The sequence below is a fragment of the Brucella sp. JSBI001 genome (genome assembly GCF_026014005.1).
GTDB classification, from domain to species: Bacteria; Pseudomonadota; Alphaproteobacteria; order Rhizobiales; family Rhizobiaceae; genus Brucella; species Brucella anthropi.
This window is the reverse complement of the sequence record NZ_CP110339.1, coordinates 1,753,050-1,771,372: the sequence shown is the minus strand read 5'-3', so window position 1 is coordinate 1,771,372 and position 18,323 is coordinate 1,753,050. Positions and strand designations below refer to the sequence as shown.

Below are 18,323 nucleotides of genomic sequence, written 5' to 3'. Positions count from 1 at the left end.
GCCCCTCTGGCCTCTTTATTCCTGCGAAGCTCATTGCTAAAAGCGTGCCCATGATGACGGATTTTCGGCTTATCATGACGGCCATACGAATTATTGGCCCGGCCTCCCGCTTTGCCTGAATGGCTGCTTTGCCAGGCAATATCTGGCGCGGAGGTCCGGGACCGACCGGCTGTGCTCTACAGCCCCCTGTTTTCTTTGATCCACTTGCCCGCCATCTCCGGCCGGGGCTTCACAGGCGAATACCCTCATGACTGAGACGACCAAAATCGATTATTCCAAAACCCTTTATCTGCCGCAGACAGAATTTCCGATGCGCGCGGGCCTGCCGCAGCGCGAACCGCTGTTCGTCGAGCGCTGGGAGGGGATGAACCTTTACAAGAAGCTGCGCGAACAGGCCAAGGATCGCCCGCTCTATGTGCTGCACGACGGTCCGCCCTACGCCAACGGCAATATCCATATCGGCCACGCACTGAACAAGATTCTCAAGGATGTTATCACGCGCTCTTTCCAGATGCGCGGATACAACTCGAATTACGTTCCGGGTTGGGATTGTCACGGTCTGCCGATCGAGTGGAAGATCGAGGAAAAGTATCGCGCCGAAGGCAAGAACAAGGACGAAGTTCCGATCAATGAATTCCGCAGGGAATGCCGCGAATTCGCGACCAACTGGATCAAGGTCCAGACGGAAGAGTTCAAGCGTCTCGCAATTCTTGGCGACTTTGAAAATCCTTACACGACAATGAACTTTCATGCGGAATCGCGTATCGCTGGCGAACTTCTTAAGTTTGCGGCCTCCGGTCAGCTATATCGCGGCTCCAAGCCGGTGATGTGGTCGGTCGTGGAACGTACTGCGCTTGCGGAAGCCGAAGTCGAATATCACGATGTCGAGTCGGATATGATCTGGGTCAAGTTTCCGGTTGCTGGCCAGAACGATCTTTCCGACAGCGCCGTTGTGATCTGGACGACAACGCCTTGGACCATCCCCGGAAACCGTGCGGTGTCGTATTCTTCGCGTATCGAGTACGGGCTTTATGAAGTTACGGAAGCTGAGAACGATTTCGGTCCGCGTCCTGGTGAAAAGCTTATCTTCGCCGACAAGCTCGCCGAAGAAAGCTTTGCCAAGGCGAAGCTTCAATTCAAGCGTTTGCGTGGTATCTCGGCTGATGAACTGGGTAAAATCGTTCTCGATCATCCGTTGAAGGGCTTTGGCGGTGGTTATGAATTCATCGTGCCAATGCTTGATGGCGACCATGTTACCGATGATGCAGGTACGGGCTTTGTGCATACTGCTCCAAGTCACGGCCGCGAAGACTTTGAGGCATGGATGAACAATGCCCGCGAACTGGAAGCACGCGGTATAGATCCGAGCATCCCGTTCCCGGTTGGTGATGACGGCTTTTATACCAAGGATGCGCCGGGCTTCGGTCCTGACCGTGAGGGTGGTCCCGCGCGGGTTATCGACGATAACGGCAAGAAGGGCGATGCCAACAAGTCTGTCATGGATCAGTTGATCGCGCGCGACAAGCTTTTCGCACGTGGTCGCCTGAAGCATTCTTATCCGCATTCGTGGCGTTCCAAGAAGCAGGTCATCTTCCGCAATACGCCGCAGTGGTTCGTCTATATGGACAAGAACCTCGGTGACGGTACGACCTTGCGTTCACGCGCTTTGAAGGCAATCGACGACACGCGTTTCGTACCGGCAGCCGGACAGACACGCCTGCGCTCGATGATCGAAGGCCGCCCGGACTGGGTGCTTTCGCGTCAGCGTGCATGGGGCGTGCCGATCTGCGTTTTTGTGGATGAAGAAGGCAACATCCTTCAGGACGATGCGGTCAACAAGCGTGTTCTCGATGCTTTTGAAGCCGAAGGCGCTGATGCATGGTTCGCCGAAGGCGCGCGCGAGCGCTTTCTCGGAAGCCGTGCCAATGAAGGCTGGACGCAGGTGCGCGACATCCTTGACGTTTGGTTCGATTCCGGTTCGACGCACACGTTCACGCTGGAAGACCGTCCGGATATGAAGTGGCCAGCTGATGTCTATCTGGAGGGCTCTGACCAGCATCGCGGTTGGTTCCATTCGTCGCTGCTGGAAAGCTGCGGTACGCGTGGCCGGGCACCATATAATGCCGTCGTGACCCATGGTTTCACCATGGATGAGCACGGCAAGAAGATGTCGAAGTCGCTCGGTAATACAGTCACGCCACAGGACGTCATCAAGGAATCCGGTGCGGATATCCTGCGTCTTTGGGTCATGACGACCGATTATTGGGAAGATCAGCGCCTCGGCAAGAGCATCATCCAGACTAACATTGATGCCTATCGCAAGTTGCGGAACACGATCCGCTGGATGCTGGGCACGCTCGCCCATGATGAAGGCGAAAATCTTCCTCACGCTGATCTGCCGGAACTTGAACGCCTGATGCTGCACCGGTTGACTGAATTGGATGAAGTTGTTCGCTCTGGATATGATGCTTTCGACTTCAAGCGAATCGCTCGCACGCTTATCGACTTCATGAATGTTGAGCTTTCGGCCTTCTATTTCGATATCCGCAAGGACGCGCTTTACTGCGATGCGCCGTCGAGCGTTCGCCGTAAGGCTGCGCTACTGACCGTGCGTGAAATCTTTGATCACTTGACGACCTGGCTGGCGCCAATGCTGCCTTTCACCATGGAAGAAGCTTGGCTCGACCGCTATCCGCAATCGGTTTCGGTTCATGCCGAGCAGTTCCGGCCGACACCTGCCGAATGGCGGGATGATGTGCTGGCGGAAAAGTGGCGCAAGGTTCGTGCGGTGCGTCGTGTCGTTACTGGCGCTCTGGAACTGGAGCGTGCGGATAAGCGCATTGGATCGTCGCTCGAAGCTGCTCCGCTCGTCTACATTTCCGACAAGAGCTTGACCGATTCGCTCGAAGGTCTTGATTTTGCGGAAATCTGCATCACCAGTGGTATTTCATTGAGCGATGCGGCTGTACCGGAAGACGCGTTCACGCTTTCTGATGTGAAAGGCGTTGCTGTTGTGCCTGCACGCGCCGAAGGTGAAAAGTGCGCCCGTTCGTGGCGTTATACGACGGATGTTGGTTCCGATCCCGAGTTTCCCGAAGTCTCGGCGCGCGACGCTGCTGCTCTCCGGGAACTCAAGGCACTCGGCAAGCTTGAAGCTTGATGGAGTTCTGAAAATTTTACCCTCGGCGTTTCATATGTTGGGGGTATTTTCAGAAGGAAACGGGTTGCAATCCTTTCTTCGGACATGGTGAAATACCGATTAACATCGGATTGCCGCATGGGTTGCACTCATGTACAAGGCATTCCTCGGATAATTTCAAGATCTGCCTTGGAGTTGCCGGTTTCTTCAGTCAAGGCTTGCTTGAGCAAATTTTGGTGAAGATAAAATCGGCAAGCGTAAAAGAAGTGGCGCTAATGAAGATTGAAGGACGAGTTCTGGTGCTTATGACAGCGATAGCGGGCGTTTCGCTATCCGGCTGCGTTTCTTCGCCAACCTATGGAACCGACAAGACCGCAGGAGCACAGCTCTTTGACGATGTGTCGAATATGGCGAGCTTCGGACAGGGTAAGAACAAGAAAGAACGGATTGACTACAAGCCTCGCCCCGATCTGGTTCGTCCGGCTCCGGGGGATAAAGGTCAGTTGCCCGCTCCGCAACAAAGCGTTGTTAGCGCCAACGATCCGAATTGGCCAGAATCGCCGGAACAGCGTCGCAAGCGTTTGCGTGACGAGATCACGGCAAACCGCGATGATCCGAATTTCGTGTCGCCGGTCGTTCAGGATGGTCCGGTAGCGTCTAACATTCAGGCAGCATTGCCGCGTGGTAACAGCCGCCGCGAAGATTATGAGTCCCGTACGCCGACATTCGACCCGGCAAAGGTTGCTGCCTACAAGGCTGCACGCCAGCAGCAGGTTCAGGGTTCCTCGACGACACGCCGTTATTTGAGCGAACCGCCGCTTACTTATCGTGAGCCTGCGTCTACTGCAGCTGTCGGCGAATTGGGTACGGACGAGGCGCAGAAGGAACGTGAGCGCAAGAAGGCATCCGGCAAATCCAAGGGCTGGCGCGACTATCTGCCTTGGAACTAATTGCTCGCTGAATTTATTTTCTTGATAATAAGCCGCAGTAAATAGAATTTACTGCTGGCTTATTATTTCAGTAGTTTTAGTGAATGTTTAATCTGTTTTCTTGCAGGAAAGATTATTAAATATTTTTAATGTTGGCAATTCTGACGTATATTTGATTTCAATCAAAGATTTCTTTCATGCAAATCGTATCATGCCAACTTGGGATGTAAGGTATGATTTGATGAACGATACGAACACTATCTGGGATACGCCGTCGGGATATGGTCTGATCAGTCGATCTCTTCATTGGCTGATGGCCCTCCTGTTTCTTTGGCAGTTTGCGTCAGCAATTCTACGCGTCGTGGCTAAAGATACGATGATCTACAATATCTTCTGGTCGGCTCATTACCAACTTGGTTTCGCGCTTCTGGTGCTTGTACTATTACGTGGGGTCTGGGGATTGTTGAACTCAGGTCGTCGTCCGCATAAGTCGGGCCATGTCGGCAAACTGGCTAAACTCGGGCACCTCGTTATCTACGGCCTGATGTTCGCAGTTCCTGCATTGGCTCTGCTGCGCACATATGGCGGCGGGCGAGGCTTCTCATTTCTTGGCATCCGGATTTTCGAGCAGACCGGTGTGAAAAACGCCGCACTGACCGCTCCGGGCAGTGCATTGCATGGTTTGCTGGGTTGGGGCCTACTTGTGATAATTGCGGGACACGTTCTGATGGCTCTTATTCATCATTTCATGCTGCGGGATAATACGCTGCGCTACATGGCCGGACACAAGGCTCTGAGCAGAAGCTAGCGCTTGTCGCGGAAGAAATCCCGCAGGATTTTCTGTGAATCCCCCTCGGAGAAACCCGCATAAATCTCCGGTACATGGTGGCAGGTGGGCTGCGTATAAAACCGTGGCCCATGTTCCACACCGCCCCCTTTCGGGTCGGAGGCGCCGTAATAGAGGCGACGTATACGGGCAAAAGAAATGGCGGTTGCACACATCGCGCATGGTTCCAGCGTCACATAAAGATCGCAGTCGACCAGACGTTCGGATTGTAGGGCTTTTCCAGCCTCACGAATTGCAAGCACTTCGGCATGGGCTGTTACGTCATTGAACTCACGTGTACGATTGCCTGCTCGTGCAATGATCGTGCCCTGACGCACAATGACTGCGCCAATCGGAACCTCTCCACGTGAACCTGCAGCGCGCGCTTCTGCAAGTGCTATCTCCATGGGGGTGGCCATATTTGGGTCCGGGACTTTGGCACTCTTATTCATGGCTGTTCCATTTCGTGCATTCTTTCGGAAATTTCGCTCGCAAGCCATGAAGCGATTTGTTACTGCATAATTCCCGAAATCGAAACCGATTTGCGAACGGATTTATACAGCGTTCCTGTTTCCGGCTGTCCCTTGCCTGTCATTAAAGGTGTAAGGTGACACGGCAGCGCTGCTGAAAGGCCAATACCAGATGACTAAAGATGATGACAACAAGGATGGCAAGCGTCCGCATGGCCGTGGAGGGCGCTCCGATCGTCCCGGTCGGCCAGATCGTGACACTCGTCCGCGCCGCGATGACGGCGGACGTGACAAGCCACGTAAATTCGGACCGCGCGACACCGAGGGGCAAGAGGACACGGGCGAACGTATCGCCAAGCGTCTGGCACGCGCAGGCATAGCTTCACGCCGTGAAGCGGAAACGATGATCGCTGCTGGCCGTATTGCCGTGAATGGCAAGGTGCTTGAGAGCCCTGCGGTCAATGTCAAGCGCACGGATATTATTACGGTCGACGGCAAGCCATTGAAGCAGACCGAGCGTACCCGTCTCTGGCTTTATCACAAGCCTGCGGGTCTTGTGACGACCAATCGCGATCCTGAAGGTCGCCCAACGGTTTTCGAGGCGCTGCCTGCCGAGATGCCACGCGTACTTTCAGTTGGTCGTCTCGACATCAATACCGAAGGTCTGTTGCTGCTCACCAATGATGGTGGGCTTTCACGCGTTCTGGAGCTGCCTTCCACCGGCTGGCTGCGCCGCTATCGCGTTCGCGCCCACGGCAAGGTCACACAGGTGCAGCTTGATGAGCTGAAGAACGGCATTGCCGTCGATGGCGTCTTCTACGGCAGTATTGAAGCAACGCTTGAGCGTGAGCAGGGTGCCAATGTCTGGATCTCTATCGGATTGCGCGAAGGCAAAAACCGTGAAGTAAAGAATATTCTGGGCGCTCTTGGTCTGACTGTTGGACGTCTTATCCGCGTTTCATTCGGTCCTTTCCAGCTCGGCGATCTTGAAGAAGGTGCCGTACGCGAAATCAAGGGACGTATCCTGCGAGATCAGCTTGGTGACAAGTTGATTGAGGATTCAGGCGCAGATTTCGATGCGCCTGTTCTGAACGAGTTTTCCAATGCTGCTGTTCAGGGACGGACTCGTCGCGACGTGGAAGATGAGGGCGAGGAAGGCGAACGCCGGCGTGGCCCGCGCGAACGTGAATGGATTTCCAGCAGTCCTCAGCGTCGTCGCGGTCGCGACGACAAGGGAGCCGAAAAGGTTGAACCGCGTCGTCGCGGAAACGCCAATGTCTGGATGGCTCCAGGTGCGCGCCCCAAGGGCGAAAATGCGGCTGCCAAGCCCGCCCGTGTCGAACGTCAAGTTCCGCATCGTTCAGCGAAATTCAGTGGCGATCTGCAGATGCGCCCGCGTCGAGCTGGTGATGAGGAGCAGGGACGCGACGAAGGTGGTGAACGCCGCTATAACAAGCGACCGGAAGGCCGCTTTGATAAGGACGCTCGTCCACAGCGTCCGCGTCCGGAAGGAAACCGCTCGGAAGAGGGACGTCCAGAGCGCCGTGAGCAGCGTGAGGATGGACGCAAGGAGCGTCGTCCCGGCAAACGCGAGCGTGCAGAATTGCGCGACGCGGAAGGCCGGACTGTAGAGCACGGTAAGGGTGGCTTCGAAGGCCGCAAGACGGGAAAGCCGGGCGGACCGCGTGGTGAAGGTCGTTTTGGTGCATCCGATCGCGATACGCGCTCAGGCCCGCGCAGCAGCGGACCGGGTAATAAACCTCGTCGTTTTGATGATGGTCCGAAGGATGGACCGCGTCGTGGACCGGGAAACAAGCCGGGTGGTAAACCAGGTGGAAAGCCGGGTGGCGGCAAGTCAGGCGGTGGCAGAACTGGAGGCGGTGGTGCGGATCGTCGGCGGTAGATTCCGCGGGCGCGCCCTCGTAACACCTTCGACCAACGCCATTCGTCCCACCACCGATCGCACACGCGAGAGCCTGTTCAATATCCTCGCGCATAATTTCCCCGACAAGGTAGAGGGCGCACGCGTCCTCGACCTGTTTGCAGGGACAGGCGCGCTTGGTCTTGAGGCCCTATCGCGCGGTGCGCGCTACGCGACCTTCGTGGAAGAATCTGCGGAGGGGCGGGGATTGTTGCGTCAGAATATCGAGGCTTTCAGTCTGCAGGGGCACACCAAGATTTTGCGGCGCGACGCCTGTCAGTTGGGTATCGTCGGTACGATGGAGCCGTTCGACTTGGTTTTTGCCGATCCGCCTTATGGGCGGCGTATGGGGGAAAAGGCATTTTTGTCTGCACTTCGAGGTGGTTGGCTTAATCCTGACGCACTTTTGGTGCTTGAAGAAGATGCGGAGGCGGCGCTCGAACTTGATGAACGATTCGTCGTGCTGGAAGAGCGCAACTACGGGGGCACGATTATTCGGCTGATCCAGTTGAAAGCCGCCGAATGAATTAGCGGACAATTCCGTTCGCATAAAATATAACACGTCGCCCGGAAAAACGGGCGGGAATGAAACCGATTGGAGATGTCGCTTGGTGAATAACCCCTCACTCCGGCGCTTGCTGTTGTCCACCGCCTTGGGTTTCGTGCTGGCTTTACCGGTGGCAAGCGGTGCAGTCCGGGCAGAAAGCCAACCTGCCGCTGCCGCCGAAACGCAACCAGCGCCCGTGTCGCCCCCAGTCGCTGAACAAACAGCGCTTCCAGAAATCATCCAGTCGGATGGGGTCAGTCATTTCACATTGCCAAATGGTCTGGAAGTGGTTGTCATCCCCGATCATCGCGCTCCAGTCGTGACCCAGATGATCTGGTACCATGTTGGGTCGGCCGATGAAGCGCCAGGCGTTTCAGGTATCGCGCATTTCCTCGAACATCTGATGTTCAAGGGTACGAAGAACCACCCAGCTGGCGAGTTTTCGGCGAAAGTCGCCTCCATCGGCGGGCAAGAAAACGCCTTCACCTCCTATGATTATACGGCCTATTTCCAGCGGGTATCTCCCGAAGCGCTGGAAATGGTAATGCAGTTCGAGTCGGACCGGATGGAAAATCTGGTGCTCAATGAAGAAGCCGTGAAAACCGAACGGGATGTCATTCTGGAAGAACGCCGGATGCGAGTTGATTCCAATCCGGCTTCCATGCTAATGGAGAATACCGACGCTGTTCTTTTCTATAACCATCCTTATCGCAAGCCTGTAATTGGCTGGCAGCAGGAAATGGAAAAGCTAAGCCTCAAGAACGCCATCGACTTTTATCAGCAATATTACACACCGAATAACGCAACGCTCGTCATCGCTGGAGACGTTTCACCGGAACGCGTACTCGAGCTGACGTTGAAGACATGGGCAAAGGTGCCGAAACGCGCGGAAGTTCTGCCGCGTGAGCGTCCGCAGGAGCCCGCGAAGCACGCCGCCCGCGTCGTGACGTTGCACGATGAGCGTGTAAGCACCCCCTCATTCCGTGTGTCGTGGCTTGTTCCTTCCTATGCGAACGAAAAGCGGTTTCCGAATGTAAAACCAGGGGATGCCCCCGCCCTCGATCTACTGAGCGAAATTCTCGGCGGTTCGTTGCGTTCACGCCTTTATCAGGAATTGATCGTCAAGCAGGGTATCGCTGCCAATACGGGCGCGAGCTATGGTGGCGATGCGCTTGATGACGGCACGTTTTCTGTATATGGCGCGCCGCGCAATGGCGCGACGCTTGGCGATGTCGAAAAAGCCGTTGAAGCCGAAGTGGCACGGATCATCAAAGACGGCGTAAGCCAGACCGAGCTCGATCAAGCTCGCAATCGTTTCCTGAAAGCGGTTATCTTTGCACGCGACAGCCAGACAGGTATGTCCCGGATTTATGGCTCGTCGCTGTCTGTTGGGCAAACGGTTGACGATATCCAGAAATGGCCGGAGGTCATCAAGGGTGTCACAGTCGATCAGATCAAGGATGTGGCGACGCGTTATCTCGTTAAAGACCAATCGGTAACGAGTTACCTGCTTCCTCCAGACGCCGAGCCGGAGAGCGCTCGCGAGAACCCGAATGCGTCAGTGGGAAGCGCCGGGGCCAATGGTGCGGGAGGAGCGATCCAGTGAAGAACATTCTTACGTTGAACTTCAGACGTGTTTTCGACTTTCGCTATGCCGGGTCGGCTGTGGGTGTTCTTGCCGCATCCGTGACATTGCTGATCGTGTGCGCCTTGCCGGCGCGCGCAATCGAAATTCAGGAAGTTGTTTCGCCAAAAGGTATTCATGCCTGGCTGGTAGAAGACGATTCAGTCCCGCTTATTTCCATGCGGTTCTCATTCAAGGGTGGCACATCGCAGGACCCTTCCGGGAAGGAAGGGTTGGCTAACCTGATGACAGGGCTGTTCGACGAGGGCGCGGGTGATCTGAAATCGGATGCGTTTCAGGAGAAGATAGACAATCTGGGCGCGGAAATGAGCTTTTCTGCAACACAGGATTCCGTTTCGGGTGGTATTCGCATGCTCGCGGAAAATCGCGACGCAGTTACAAACTTGCTTGCTCTTTCTGTCAACAAGCCTCGCTTCGACCAGGATGCAATTGATCGTATTCGACAGCAAGTGGTTGCGAGTATCGAATCCTCACAACGCAACCCTTCGACGATTGCATCGCGTAAGTTCTCCGAAGTTCTCTACGGGAACCATCCTTATGCGCGTCCCGACGATGGCACGGTGAAATCACTGCAGTCGATCACGCGTGACGATCTGGTGAACTTTCACCGCAAGAACTTTGCGCGTGACCGTCTGACTATCGGCGTTGTGGGTTCGATCAATGCGAAGGATTTGGGGGCGTTGCTGGATAAGGTGTTCGGCGATCTCCCCGCGATGGCCGAACTGGTTCCTGTACCCGATGCCAAACTGGCACTTGGCACGACGACCAGTCTCAATTTCGATATGCCGCAGACCTCGATCAGCTTTGTCTATCCGGCTATTCCGCGCAAGGATCCCGAATTCTTTGCAGCCTATCTGATGAACCATATTCTGGGTGGTGGCTTTACATCGCGTCTTTATGCCGAAGTGCGTGAAAAGCGTGGCCTTGCCTATTCGGTATCGTCATCCATGGTCATGCGCGATCACGTTTCGGCATTGATGATTTCGACTGCGACCCGTCCTGACAAAGCGCAGGAATCCCTGAAGATTATCCGCGAGCAGGTTGCTGCTATGGCCGCGGACGGGCCCACGGAAGAAGAACTCGCTGCTGCCAAAAACTTCCTCAAGGGATCTTACGCCGTCAACAATCTGGATTCATCCGCCGCTATTGCTGAAACTCTCGTTAGCTTGCAGGAAGCAGAACTTCCGCGTGATTATATCGACAAGCGTTCGGGGTTGATTGATGCTGTAACGTTGGATCAGGTCAAGGCTATTGCCAAGAAACTGCTTGAAGCGGAACCGGCAATATTGATTTTCGGCCCGGCCCAAAGCTAAAAGGTGCCAAATTGGAAAAGGCAGTGCCGTCATCGCCCCGAATTGCCGTCGCTTTCGGCGGAGGTGGGGCACGCGGCATTGCCCACATCCATATTGTCGAGGTGCTCGATGAACTTGGTATCAAACCGGTTGCAATTGCAGGCTCGTCGATAGGTTCGATCGTTGGCGCCGGAATGGCGAGCGGCATGACGGGCAAGGAAATTCATGAATATATGGCGGCGATTTTCAATCGCCGCTCCGAAGTCGCAAAGCGTATGTGGCAAACCCGCCCTGCGCGCTGGGTAGAATTGCTGAAAGGTGGCTTGCGCGTCAGCCAGTTCAATATCGAAAAGGTGCTGGACGTCTTTTTGCCTGCAAGCCTGCCGATGAATGTAGAAGAGCTGAAAATCCCGATGACTATCACAGCGGCGGACTTTCACGCCGCTCGGGAAATCCATATTCGCGATGGCGATCTGCATTCGGCCATCGCGGCATCCTGTGCCATACCACCAGTTTTCGCACCAGTACGCCGGGATGGCCGCATTCTGGTCGATGGCGGTTTGTTCAACCCCGTGCCCTTTGATCTGCTGTTTGATGAGGCTGATATTGTCATCGGTATCGACGTTGTCGGCACGCCGGTCGGACCAGATGACTATATGCCTACCACGTTCGAGGCAGTGATCGGAGCGAACCAGCTGACCATGTGCTCCATCATCGAAAACAAATTTCGAATTCGCCCCCCGCACATTTTCATTCGCCCTAATGTCGAGCGGATCGGTCTTCTGGATTTCCTGAAGTTCGAACAGATATTGTCACAGAGCGCCAGTGTTCGCGACGAACTGAAACGTGCTCTCGAACTGACAGTCGAGGGAAAAGTGGTGCCGATAAATTCAACGCTTGCAACCTGAATCTACCGGCTTCCTATACGTTTGCTATTCCGCCGGAACGGGTGATCCGACTGTGTCACTTGACGACGAGGCGGATACGATATCATCCGCGCCTTTGTCGATGCGCTGACCTTCGCGGGCAGGTTTGACCAGAGGCTCTGGTGTGACCGGTTTGTTAAAGAGCAGATGGCGACCAGCCATGATTCCTTCCGAAGCCTGCACGTGGAGACGATCTTCGTCGCGCTGGCGAACGTCTTCACGAATTTCGTAGGCTTGGGTTTCGGCTATGCCGAGCCCTTCGAGTGTACGCTGACCAAACAGCAAACCGGATTCGAACGTTTCGCGCAGTTCATACTCGACACCTTGAGCGCGCAGTTGCAGCGTATGTTCCCGATCATATGAACGAACGAACAGCCGCACATCCGGGTATTCGGATTGTATAAGGTTGATGATGTGGTTGGTCGTTTCCTTCTTGTGGGTACAGATGGCAACGATCTTCGCTTTTCTTATACCTGCCGCTTCCAGCACGTCTTTACGAGTACCGTCGCCAAAATAAATACGGAAGCCAAATTTTCCGGCAGCACGCACGCGATTGGGCGAACTGTCAATCACGGTTACGTCGATACCGCCAGCGAGCAGGATTTGCGATGCAATCTGACCGTATCGCGAGAAGCCGATCATCAATACGTCAGAACCGGCACCTTCGAAGTTTTCCTCAATTTCATCGACAGTCTTGTCCTTGATAAGCAGCTTTGAGCCAATCAAAACGGAAAGCGGTGTTAGCGCCATGGATACGGTGACGGCGGCTACAAGCTCTGAACCGAGTGCGCTTGAGATTATGGACGCGGCAGAAGCTGCCGAGAAAAGAACAAAGGCAAATTCGCCGCCTTGCGGCAGAAGAAACGCAATTCGCACAGCATCGTTATGGTTGGACCGGAAGACACGGCACAGCAGATAGATGATCGCGATCTTGGTTGCCATGAAAATGGGAACAGCAAGAAGGATAACCTTCCAATACTGTACGATCACAGTGAGGTTCAGCGAAAGACCAACCGCCACGAAAAACAATCCGAGAAATATTCCGCGAAATGGTTCGATATCCGCTTCAAGTTCGTGTCGGTAGGATGATTCCGCCAGCAAAACACCAGCGATAAATGCACCCATGGCCATCGAAAGGCCAGCCGCCTGAAGCAGGCTGGCTGATCCGAGCACCACAAAAAGCGCTGCTGCGATCATCACTTCGCGAGCGCCGGTATTGGCGATAATGCGGAACATCGGATTGATGAGATAACGTCCGGCGACCACCAGTGCCGCGATGGCCGCAATTGCTGTGGCAAGATGGAAACCCGCGCTCGCCTGCGACGGTTCGGTCGGCGAAAGTGCCGGAATAATTGCAAGGATCGGCACGATGGCGAGGTCCTGGAACAGCAGGATCGAAAAAGCACGTTGACCGTGTTTCTGGTTCGTTTCGGCCCGGTCCTCCAAAACCTGCATGGCAAATGCCGTAGACGAAAGTGCGAGACCGAAACCGATGATGATCCCTGCTTCGGGGCTGAGGCCCGCAAAGTAGATGCCAAGAGCAGTCAGGGCTGCTCCACAAAGCAGAACCTGCGCGGTACCAAGACCGAAGATTGATTGGCGCAACGCCCAAAGTCTTGAGGGTTTCAGCTCAAGTCCGATGATGAAGAGAAGGAAGACAACACCAAGCTCGGAGAAGTGCAGGAAATCTTCGCCGTCTGCAATGAGGCGAGCTACGGGTCCGATCGTGATGCCTGCCGCAAGATAGCCGAGGACTGTACCAAGCCCTAATCGCTTGAACAGCGGCGCAGCGATAATCGCACCGCCCAAAATCATCAGACACTGCAGGTAGAGACTTCCGCCAGTTGCAACCATGCCAAGCTCTTGGAATTTGGAGAAATGTAGGAGGGCTTGCCTTGAAGCCCTAGGATTTCGGCAATATAGAAACAAGATATGGCTGTAATCAGCCCGATGTCGAACAATTTGACGATATTTTTTAGCAAGTCCCGGTTTCGGTCCCGCTGCAAATTGTATTGCGAGGTTGAACCGTGATGAACTTGGGAAACTCGGATTATATAATGATTTCAGATAATTCGGCGGAGAAACTTGTCGATCGCGCAGCCGTTCTCGTGGCTGCAGCCAAACGGGCGGGAGCTGATCAGGCTGACGCAGTCGTGATGCGAGCACGGTCAGTTAGCGTATCAGTGAGGTTGGGCAAGGTTGAGGGAACCGAATCGTCGGAAAGTGACGATTTCGCTCTGCGCGTTTTTGTGGGCCGTCGCATTGCGAGCGTTTCGGCCAATGCGAGCGCCGATCCCGACCGTCTCGCCGAGCGTGCTGTTGCTATGGCACGCGTTGCGCCGGAGGATCCCTATGAGCAACTCGCAGACCCATCGCTGCTTGTTGTTTCGCCTCGTGATCTTGATCTCTACGATTCAACGGAAATCGATTCCGACCGTTTGACGCAGGACGCACTTGCGACGGAAGCAGCTGCACTCGCAGTCAGCGGCGTGACGAATTCAGGCGGAGCTGGTGCCTCGCGCAGCCTGGGTGGTCTGGTGCTGGTCACATCGACAGGCTTTTCGGGGCATTATGCTGCTACACGCTTTGGACGATCGGTCTCGGCCATTGCGGGCGAGGGCACGAAAATGGAGCGCGATTATGATTTCAGTTCGCGCCTGCATTTTTCTGATCTTGATACGCCTGATGATATCGGTCGTCGCGCTGGTGAACGCGCTGTGCAGCGGTTGGGTGCACGTCAGGCGAAGACGGGGCCTGTCACCGTTATCTACGATCCTCGCCTTGCGCGCGGTATTGCGGGACATCTTGCAAGCGCGATTAATGGCGCTTCTGTTGCACGCAAGACGAGTTTTCTTCGTGACAGTCTCGGTAAACAGGTTCTCAAGAACGGCATAAATGTTACTGACAATCCGCTGCGTGTGCGCGGTTCGTCTTCGCGCCCGTTCGACGGCGAAGGGATTGAGGGGCAATCTTTGACGATGGTGGAGGATGGCGTTCTCAAACACTGGCTGCTTTCTGGATCGAGCGCCCGGGAACTGGGCCTGCAAGGCAATGGTCGTGGTGTTCGTTCGGGCTCTGGCGTTTCGCCTGCTTCAACCAATTTTGCCATCGAGCCCGGTTCGCAGTCGCCGGAGGAATTGATCCGTGCAATAGGCACAGGTTTTTATGTGACAGAGGTATTCGGGCAGGGCGTTGACATGATCACGGGCCAATATAGCCGCGGCGCGTCGGGGTTTTGGATCGAAAATGGCGAACTTGCCTACCCGATCAGTGAAGTGACGATTGCTTCGAACCTCAAGGACATGTTCCTCAATATGACACCCGCCTCCGATATTGACCGAAACTTCGGGATGACGGCACCGACACTCGTAATTGAAGGCATGACTCTTGCCGGAAACTGACAGGCACAACGAAATTGTCAGTGAACTGACGCTTCTGCGTGATGCTGCGCGTGAAGCCGGACGTATCGCGATGCGCTACTTCGGTCGTTCTCCGGAAGTCTGGCTGAAGGATGGTTCATCGCCGGTCAGTGAAGCTGATCTGGCTGTTGACCGCTATCTAAAGGATGTTCTTTTGAAAGCGCGGCCAGATTATGGCTGGATATCGGAAGAGACCGTCGATGAACGGGCGGCTGAAAAACGCAGCCGCGCCTTCGTTGTCGATCCGATTGACGGCACCCGTGCATACATCGCTGGACAGGATCAATGGTGTATTAGCATAGCCGTTGTGGAAAATGGCCGCCCGTTGGCTGGCGTTCTGGAATGTCCGGCGCGCAACGAACTCATCGAAGCAGGGAAAGGCGTTGGGGCTTCACAAAACGGTGCTGTGATACGTGTCAGATTACCATCGCCCGGTGAACAGGTGACAATAGCATCAGCCCGCAATATGGTGACGGCACTCCCGGAAAGCTGGCGGGATCGTGTAAAGATTCATCCCTATGTTCCCTCGCTGGCCTACCGTATCGCTATGGTGGCGCGTGGAGATATAGCGGGCACCTTCATTCGGCCAAATTCACATGATTGGGATTTGGCAGCAGCTGATCTGATCCTGAGTGAGTCGGGCGGGGCAATCCTGACAAGCGATGCCCTACCGATCCAGTATGGTGGTCCGACGTTGAGCCATGGCGCTCTCGTTGCCGCCAGCGGAGACCTTCTGCAAAAAATGTTGAGTGTTGTCGCGGACTGACCCTTGGGTTAATCATGCCGCGAACCAATTTTGTTCAGGGATAATTGTCATGAGCGTCGAAGGCGACAAAAAGCAGCTTCTTCATCTGGTGTTCGGCGGTGAGCTGAAAAAGCTCGGTACCGTTGAGTTCCGCGATCTTGAAAACGTCGATATCGTTGGCATCTACCCGGATTACGAGTCGGCCAAGACCGCATGGAAGTCGAAGGCACAGCAAACAGTAGACAATGCTCATATGCGCTATTTCATTGTGCACCTGCATCGGTTGCTCGATCCAGAAGGCGTGACGCTGAAGGCGGATTGAGCAGTTTGACTGCTCCCGGCCAATATCGGATGCAAAGCGGAGATAGCCCGGGTCAGACCACCGGGCATAAGAAGCAAGGATTCGCGAAGCGCCTCTGGCGACGTATTCGCGGGCCACTGGCGCAGTCTGCCGTGGTTAAAGCCATGCTGGTCTGGCTGATCACCTCCTACTTCAAGCTTGTCTATTTCACAAATTCTCGCTTGAAAGAATCAGCAGACCCACAGGCGCTGGTGGGTAAAGACGATCCTTTCATCGTGACTTTCTGGCATGGGCAACATCTCATGGGACCGTTCATCTGCCCCAAGGGAATTGAACTTGTCGCCATGTTTTCGCGCAGTGCAGATGCGGAACTGAACGCTCGTGTTGCGGAAAAACTTGGATTGTTGACAGTGCGTGGCTCTGGTGGACGAGGTTCGCGCTCCAAGCCTGAAAAGGGAGGCGCGCGCGCGCTTCTGACGTTGAAGAATGCTCTCAAAAACGGGCAGTCGGCATCAATTATAGCGGACATCGCTCACGGCAAAGCGCGTGAGGCCGGAGAAGGCATCATTTTATTGGCGAAATTGTCCGGTCGTCCGATAATACCGGTTGCTTATGCTTTCTCACGGAACCATGTTCTGGAAAAGTCCTGGGATAAAACGACGATTCCGCTGCCCTTTGGGCGTTCGATTATCGTGCGCGGCGACAATGTATGGGTCGACGCGGATGCCGATGAAACGCAATTGGAAGAAAAACGCATGGAGCTAACGCGCCAACTCAACGACGCGACCGTCAAGGCCTATGCTGCGTTGGAGAAAGCGAAATGAGCGAACGCTGGGCGCGCAATATGTTGTCTGCCTACCGTGCACTCGGTTCCGCGGCCTATCCATTTATGGGGCCTTACATCGCCTATCGTGCGTCTCGCGGCAAGGAAGAGCGCATGCGCCGCGGCGAGCGCTACGGCAAATCCGCCATAGCACGTCCGCAAGGGCCGGTTATCTGGGCCCACGCGGCAAGCGTTGGTGAAACCGTCGCGATCACGCCATTGATTGAGCGGATCGCTGCGACTGGTATCCATATCGTGCTGACGACAGGTACTGTGACGTCGGCAAAAGTTGTCGCAGATCAGTTAGGTAGTAAGGTCATTCACCAATACGCGCCGCTGGATTTGCAACCGGCGGTTAACAGGTTTCTCAACCACTGGAAACCTGATCTTGCCATCGGTTGTGAATCTGAAGTCTGGCCTGCTACTGTGCTTTCACTTGGCAGTCGCCACACGCCGCAGGTTCTGGTCAATGGGCGCATGTCTGACCGCTCTTTTGCTGCCTGGCAGAAAAGACCGGCTCTGGCCGAAGCGCTCTTTGAAAATTTTGCCTATGTGGTCGCACAGTCGGAACTAGATGCAGATCGCTTTCGTACGCTGGGAGCGCGGCCTGTCAGTGTTTCAGGTAATCTCAAGGTCGATACGAATCCGCCGCCGGCTGATCCACAGGCTCTGGCCGCATTGCAACGCCAGATCGGTGGACGGAGAACGTGGGCCGCAATTTCGACCCATGACGGCGAAGAAGCGATCACAGCAGAAGTTCATCAGATGCTGAAAGTACGCTATCCGCATCTTGTCACGATCATCGTGCCGCGTCATCCAGATCGTGCTGCGGCCATTCAGGCTATGCTGGCTGAAAAGGGGCTCAAGGTTGCGCGTCGCAGCGCCAATGAGCCGATTGAAGCCGACACAGATATCCTGCTCGGAGATACCATTGGGGAGATGGGACTTTATCTTCAGCTCACCGAAATAGCATTTATTGGCAATTCGCTGACCAAGGAAGGTGGACACAACCCTCTGGAACCGGCGATGATGGGAACTGCTGTGTTAACAGGACGAAATGTCCAGAATTTCCGTGAATCCTTCCAACGCCTCATCAAGAATGGGGGCGCACGCATTGTGAAGGATCGCAATATGCTCGCAGGAGCGATCAATTTCCTGTTCAACAACCCTCAGCATCTCCGTGCCATGATCAATGCCGGGGTGAGCACGGTCAGGGATATGCGCGGCGCACTGGATCGTACGCTTGTCGCACTCGAGCCGTTTATCCAGCCATTGATCCTGCAGGCACAGTTACCCGGCAATCGCAATGAGGCTGCCTATCAGACAGGCGGTCACTGAGC

Annotated in this window: 15 protein-coding genes; 13 read left to right on the top strand and 2 right to left on the bottom strand. The window is 55.0% G+C overall.

The window, feature by feature from the left end:
• The first annotated feature begins 247 nt into the window (after positions 1–247).
• The 3 genes from ileS to LJ361_RS08385 all read left to right on the top strand — a co-directional run bounded on the left by ileS (position 248) and on the right by LJ361_RS08385 (position 4,876).
• Entirely contained in the window at positions 248–3,160 is a 2,913-nt protein-coding gene (gene ileS / locus LJ361_RS08395; RefSeq protein WP_036587176.1) for an isoleucine--tRNA ligase, read from the top strand.
• A gap of 254 nt (positions 3,161–3,414) precedes the next feature.
• Positions 3,415–4,089, top strand: a complete 675-nt coding sequence (locus LJ361_RS08390) for a hypothetical protein (RefSeq protein WP_011982750.1) — start codon at positions 3,415–3,417, stop codon at positions 4,087–4,089.
• Positions 4,090–4,309: 220 nt separating this feature from the next.
• Positions 4,310–4,876, top strand: a complete 567-nt coding sequence (locus tag LJ361_RS08385; RefSeq protein ID WP_029376218.1) for a cytochrome b — start codon at positions 4,310–4,312, stop codon at positions 4,874–4,876.
• On the opposite strand, the gene LJ361_RS08380 is transcribed toward LJ361_RS08385, so the two are convergent.
• Positions 4,873–5,346 carry a nucleoside deaminase gene (locus LJ361_RS08380; RefSeq protein ID WP_036578608.1) on the bottom strand — a complete coding sequence of 158 codons (474 nt, stop codon included), beginning with the start codon at positions 5,344–5,346 and terminating at the stop codon, positions 4,873–4,875. The two genes, LJ361_RS08385 and LJ361_RS08380, sit on opposite strands and share 4 nt — an antisense overlap.
• 190 nt (positions 5,347–5,536) lie before the next feature.
• On the opposite strand from LJ361_RS08380, the gene LJ361_RS08375 reads away from it, so the two are divergent.
• From LJ361_RS08375 to LJ361_RS08355, 5 genes are all read left to right on the top strand, one after another.
• Positions 5,537–7,267: a pseudouridine synthase gene (locus tag LJ361_RS08375; protein ID WP_036587178.1), complete on the top strand. Its 1,731-nt coding sequence runs from the start codon at positions 5,537–5,539 to the stop codon at positions 7,265–7,267.
• Positions 7,248–7,811 (top strand): 16S rRNA (guanine(966)-N(2))-methyltransferase RsmD, encoded by a 564-nt coding sequence (gene rsmD, locus LJ361_RS08370; protein WP_264813585.1) that lies wholly within the window; start codon positions 7,248–7,250, stop codon positions 7,809–7,811. The genes LJ361_RS08375 and rsmD overlap by 20 nt, the downstream gene beginning before the upstream one ends.
• A gap of 85 nt (positions 7,812–7,896) precedes the next feature.
• Positions 7,897–9,438, top strand: coding sequence for a M16 family metallopeptidase (locus tag LJ361_RS08365; RefSeq protein WP_036578602.1), 1,542 nt, complete (start codon positions 7,897–7,899; stop codon positions 9,436–9,438).
• Between the two features lie 5 nt (positions 9,439–9,443).
• A complete protein-coding gene (locus LJ361_RS08360; protein ID WP_235691860.1) occupies positions 9,444–10,790 on the top strand; it encodes a M16 family metallopeptidase in 1,347 nt (448 codons plus the stop codon).
• 11 nt (positions 10,791–10,801) lie between these two features.
• The gene (locus LJ361_RS08355; RefSeq protein ID WP_029376221.1) at positions 10,802–11,677 is read left to right on the top strand and encodes a patatin-like phospholipase family protein; all 876 of its coding nucleotides are present in this window, start codon (positions 10,802–10,804) and stop codon (positions 11,675–11,677) included.
• A gap of 24 nt (positions 11,678–11,701) precedes the next feature.
• On the opposite strand, the gene LJ361_RS08350 is transcribed toward LJ361_RS08355, so the two are convergent.
• Positions 11,702–13,549 (bottom strand): monovalent cation:proton antiporter-2 (CPA2) family protein, encoded by a 1,848-nt coding sequence (locus LJ361_RS08350; RefSeq protein WP_029376222.1) that lies wholly within the window; start codon positions 13,547–13,549, stop codon positions 11,702–11,704.
• Between the two features lie 203 nt (positions 13,550–13,752).
• Here LJ361_RS08350 and LJ361_RS08345 point away from each other — a divergent pair, with 203 nt between their 5' ends.
• From LJ361_RS08345 to waaA, 5 genes are read left to right on the top strand one after another with little or no spacing between them, the layout of a single operon-like run.
• Positions 13,753–15,096, top strand: coding sequence for a TldD/PmbA family protein (locus LJ361_RS08345; RefSeq protein WP_264813315.1), 1,344 nt, complete (start codon positions 13,753–13,755; stop codon positions 15,094–15,096).
• Positions 15,083–15,880 (top strand): 3'(2'),5'-bisphosphate nucleotidase CysQ, encoded by a 798-nt coding sequence (locus LJ361_RS08340; protein WP_010661007.1) that lies wholly within the window; start codon positions 15,083–15,085, stop codon positions 15,878–15,880. The genes LJ361_RS08345 and LJ361_RS08340 overlap by 14 nt, the downstream gene beginning before the upstream one ends.
• 49 nt (positions 15,881–15,929) lie before the next feature.
• Positions 15,930–16,181, top strand: coding sequence for a DUF4170 domain-containing protein (locus LJ361_RS08335; protein WP_010661008.1), 252 nt, complete (start codon positions 15,930–15,932; stop codon positions 16,179–16,181).
• A 29-nt stretch (positions 16,182–16,210) separates the two neighbouring features.
• Positions 16,211–16,984 carry a lysophospholipid acyltransferase family protein gene (locus LJ361_RS08330; RefSeq protein ID WP_010661009.1) on the top strand — a complete coding sequence of 258 codons (774 nt, stop codon included), beginning with the start codon at positions 16,211–16,213 and terminating at the stop codon, positions 16,982–16,984.
• Complete coding sequence (gene waaA / locus LJ361_RS08325) at positions 16,981–18,321, top strand: lipid IV(A) 3-deoxy-D-manno-octulosonic acid transferase (protein ID WP_010661010.1); 1,341 nt, start codon at positions 16,981–16,983, stop codon at positions 18,319–18,321. Before LJ361_RS08330 ends, waaA begins: the two co-directional genes overlap by 4 nt.
• The last annotated feature ends 2 nt before the right edge of the window (positions 18,322–18,323 follow it).

Coding starts and splice junctions, on each gene's coding strand:
- LJ361_RS08375 (WP_036587178.1), top strand. CDS start 5,537: ATGACTAAAGATGATGACAACAAGGATGGCAAGCGTCCGCATGGCCGT.
- LJ361_RS08345 (WP_264813315.1), top strand. CDS start 13,753: ATGATTTCAGATAATTCGGCGGAGAAACTTGTCGATCGCGCAGCCGTT.
- LJ361_RS08380 (WP_036578608.1), bottom strand. CDS start 5,346: ATGAATAAGAGTGCCAAAGTCCCGGACCCAAATATGGCCACCCCCATG.
- LJ361_RS08330 (WP_010661009.1), top strand. CDS start 16,211: ATGCAAAGCGGAGATAGCCCGGGTCAGACCACCGGGCATAAGAAGCAA.
- LJ361_RS08335 (WP_010661008.1), top strand. CDS start 15,930: ATGAGCGTCGAAGGCGACAAAAAGCAGCTTCTTCATCTGGTGTTCGGC.
- waaA (WP_010661010.1), top strand. CDS start 16,981: ATGAGCGAACGCTGGGCGCGCAATATGTTGTCTGCCTACCGTGCACTC.
- ileS (WP_036587176.1), top strand. CDS start 248: ATGACTGAGACGACCAAAATCGATTATTCCAAAACCCTTTATCTGCCG.
- LJ361_RS08385 (WP_029376218.1), top strand. CDS start 4,310: ATGAACGATACGAACACTATCTGGGATACGCCGTCGGGATATGGTCTG.
- LJ361_RS08390 (WP_011982750.1), top strand. CDS start 3,415: ATGAAGATTGAAGGACGAGTTCTGGTGCTTATGACAGCGATAGCGGGC.
- LJ361_RS08350 (WP_029376222.1), bottom strand. CDS start 13,549: ATGGTTGCAACTGGCGGAAGTCTCTACCTGCAGTGTCTGATGATTTTG.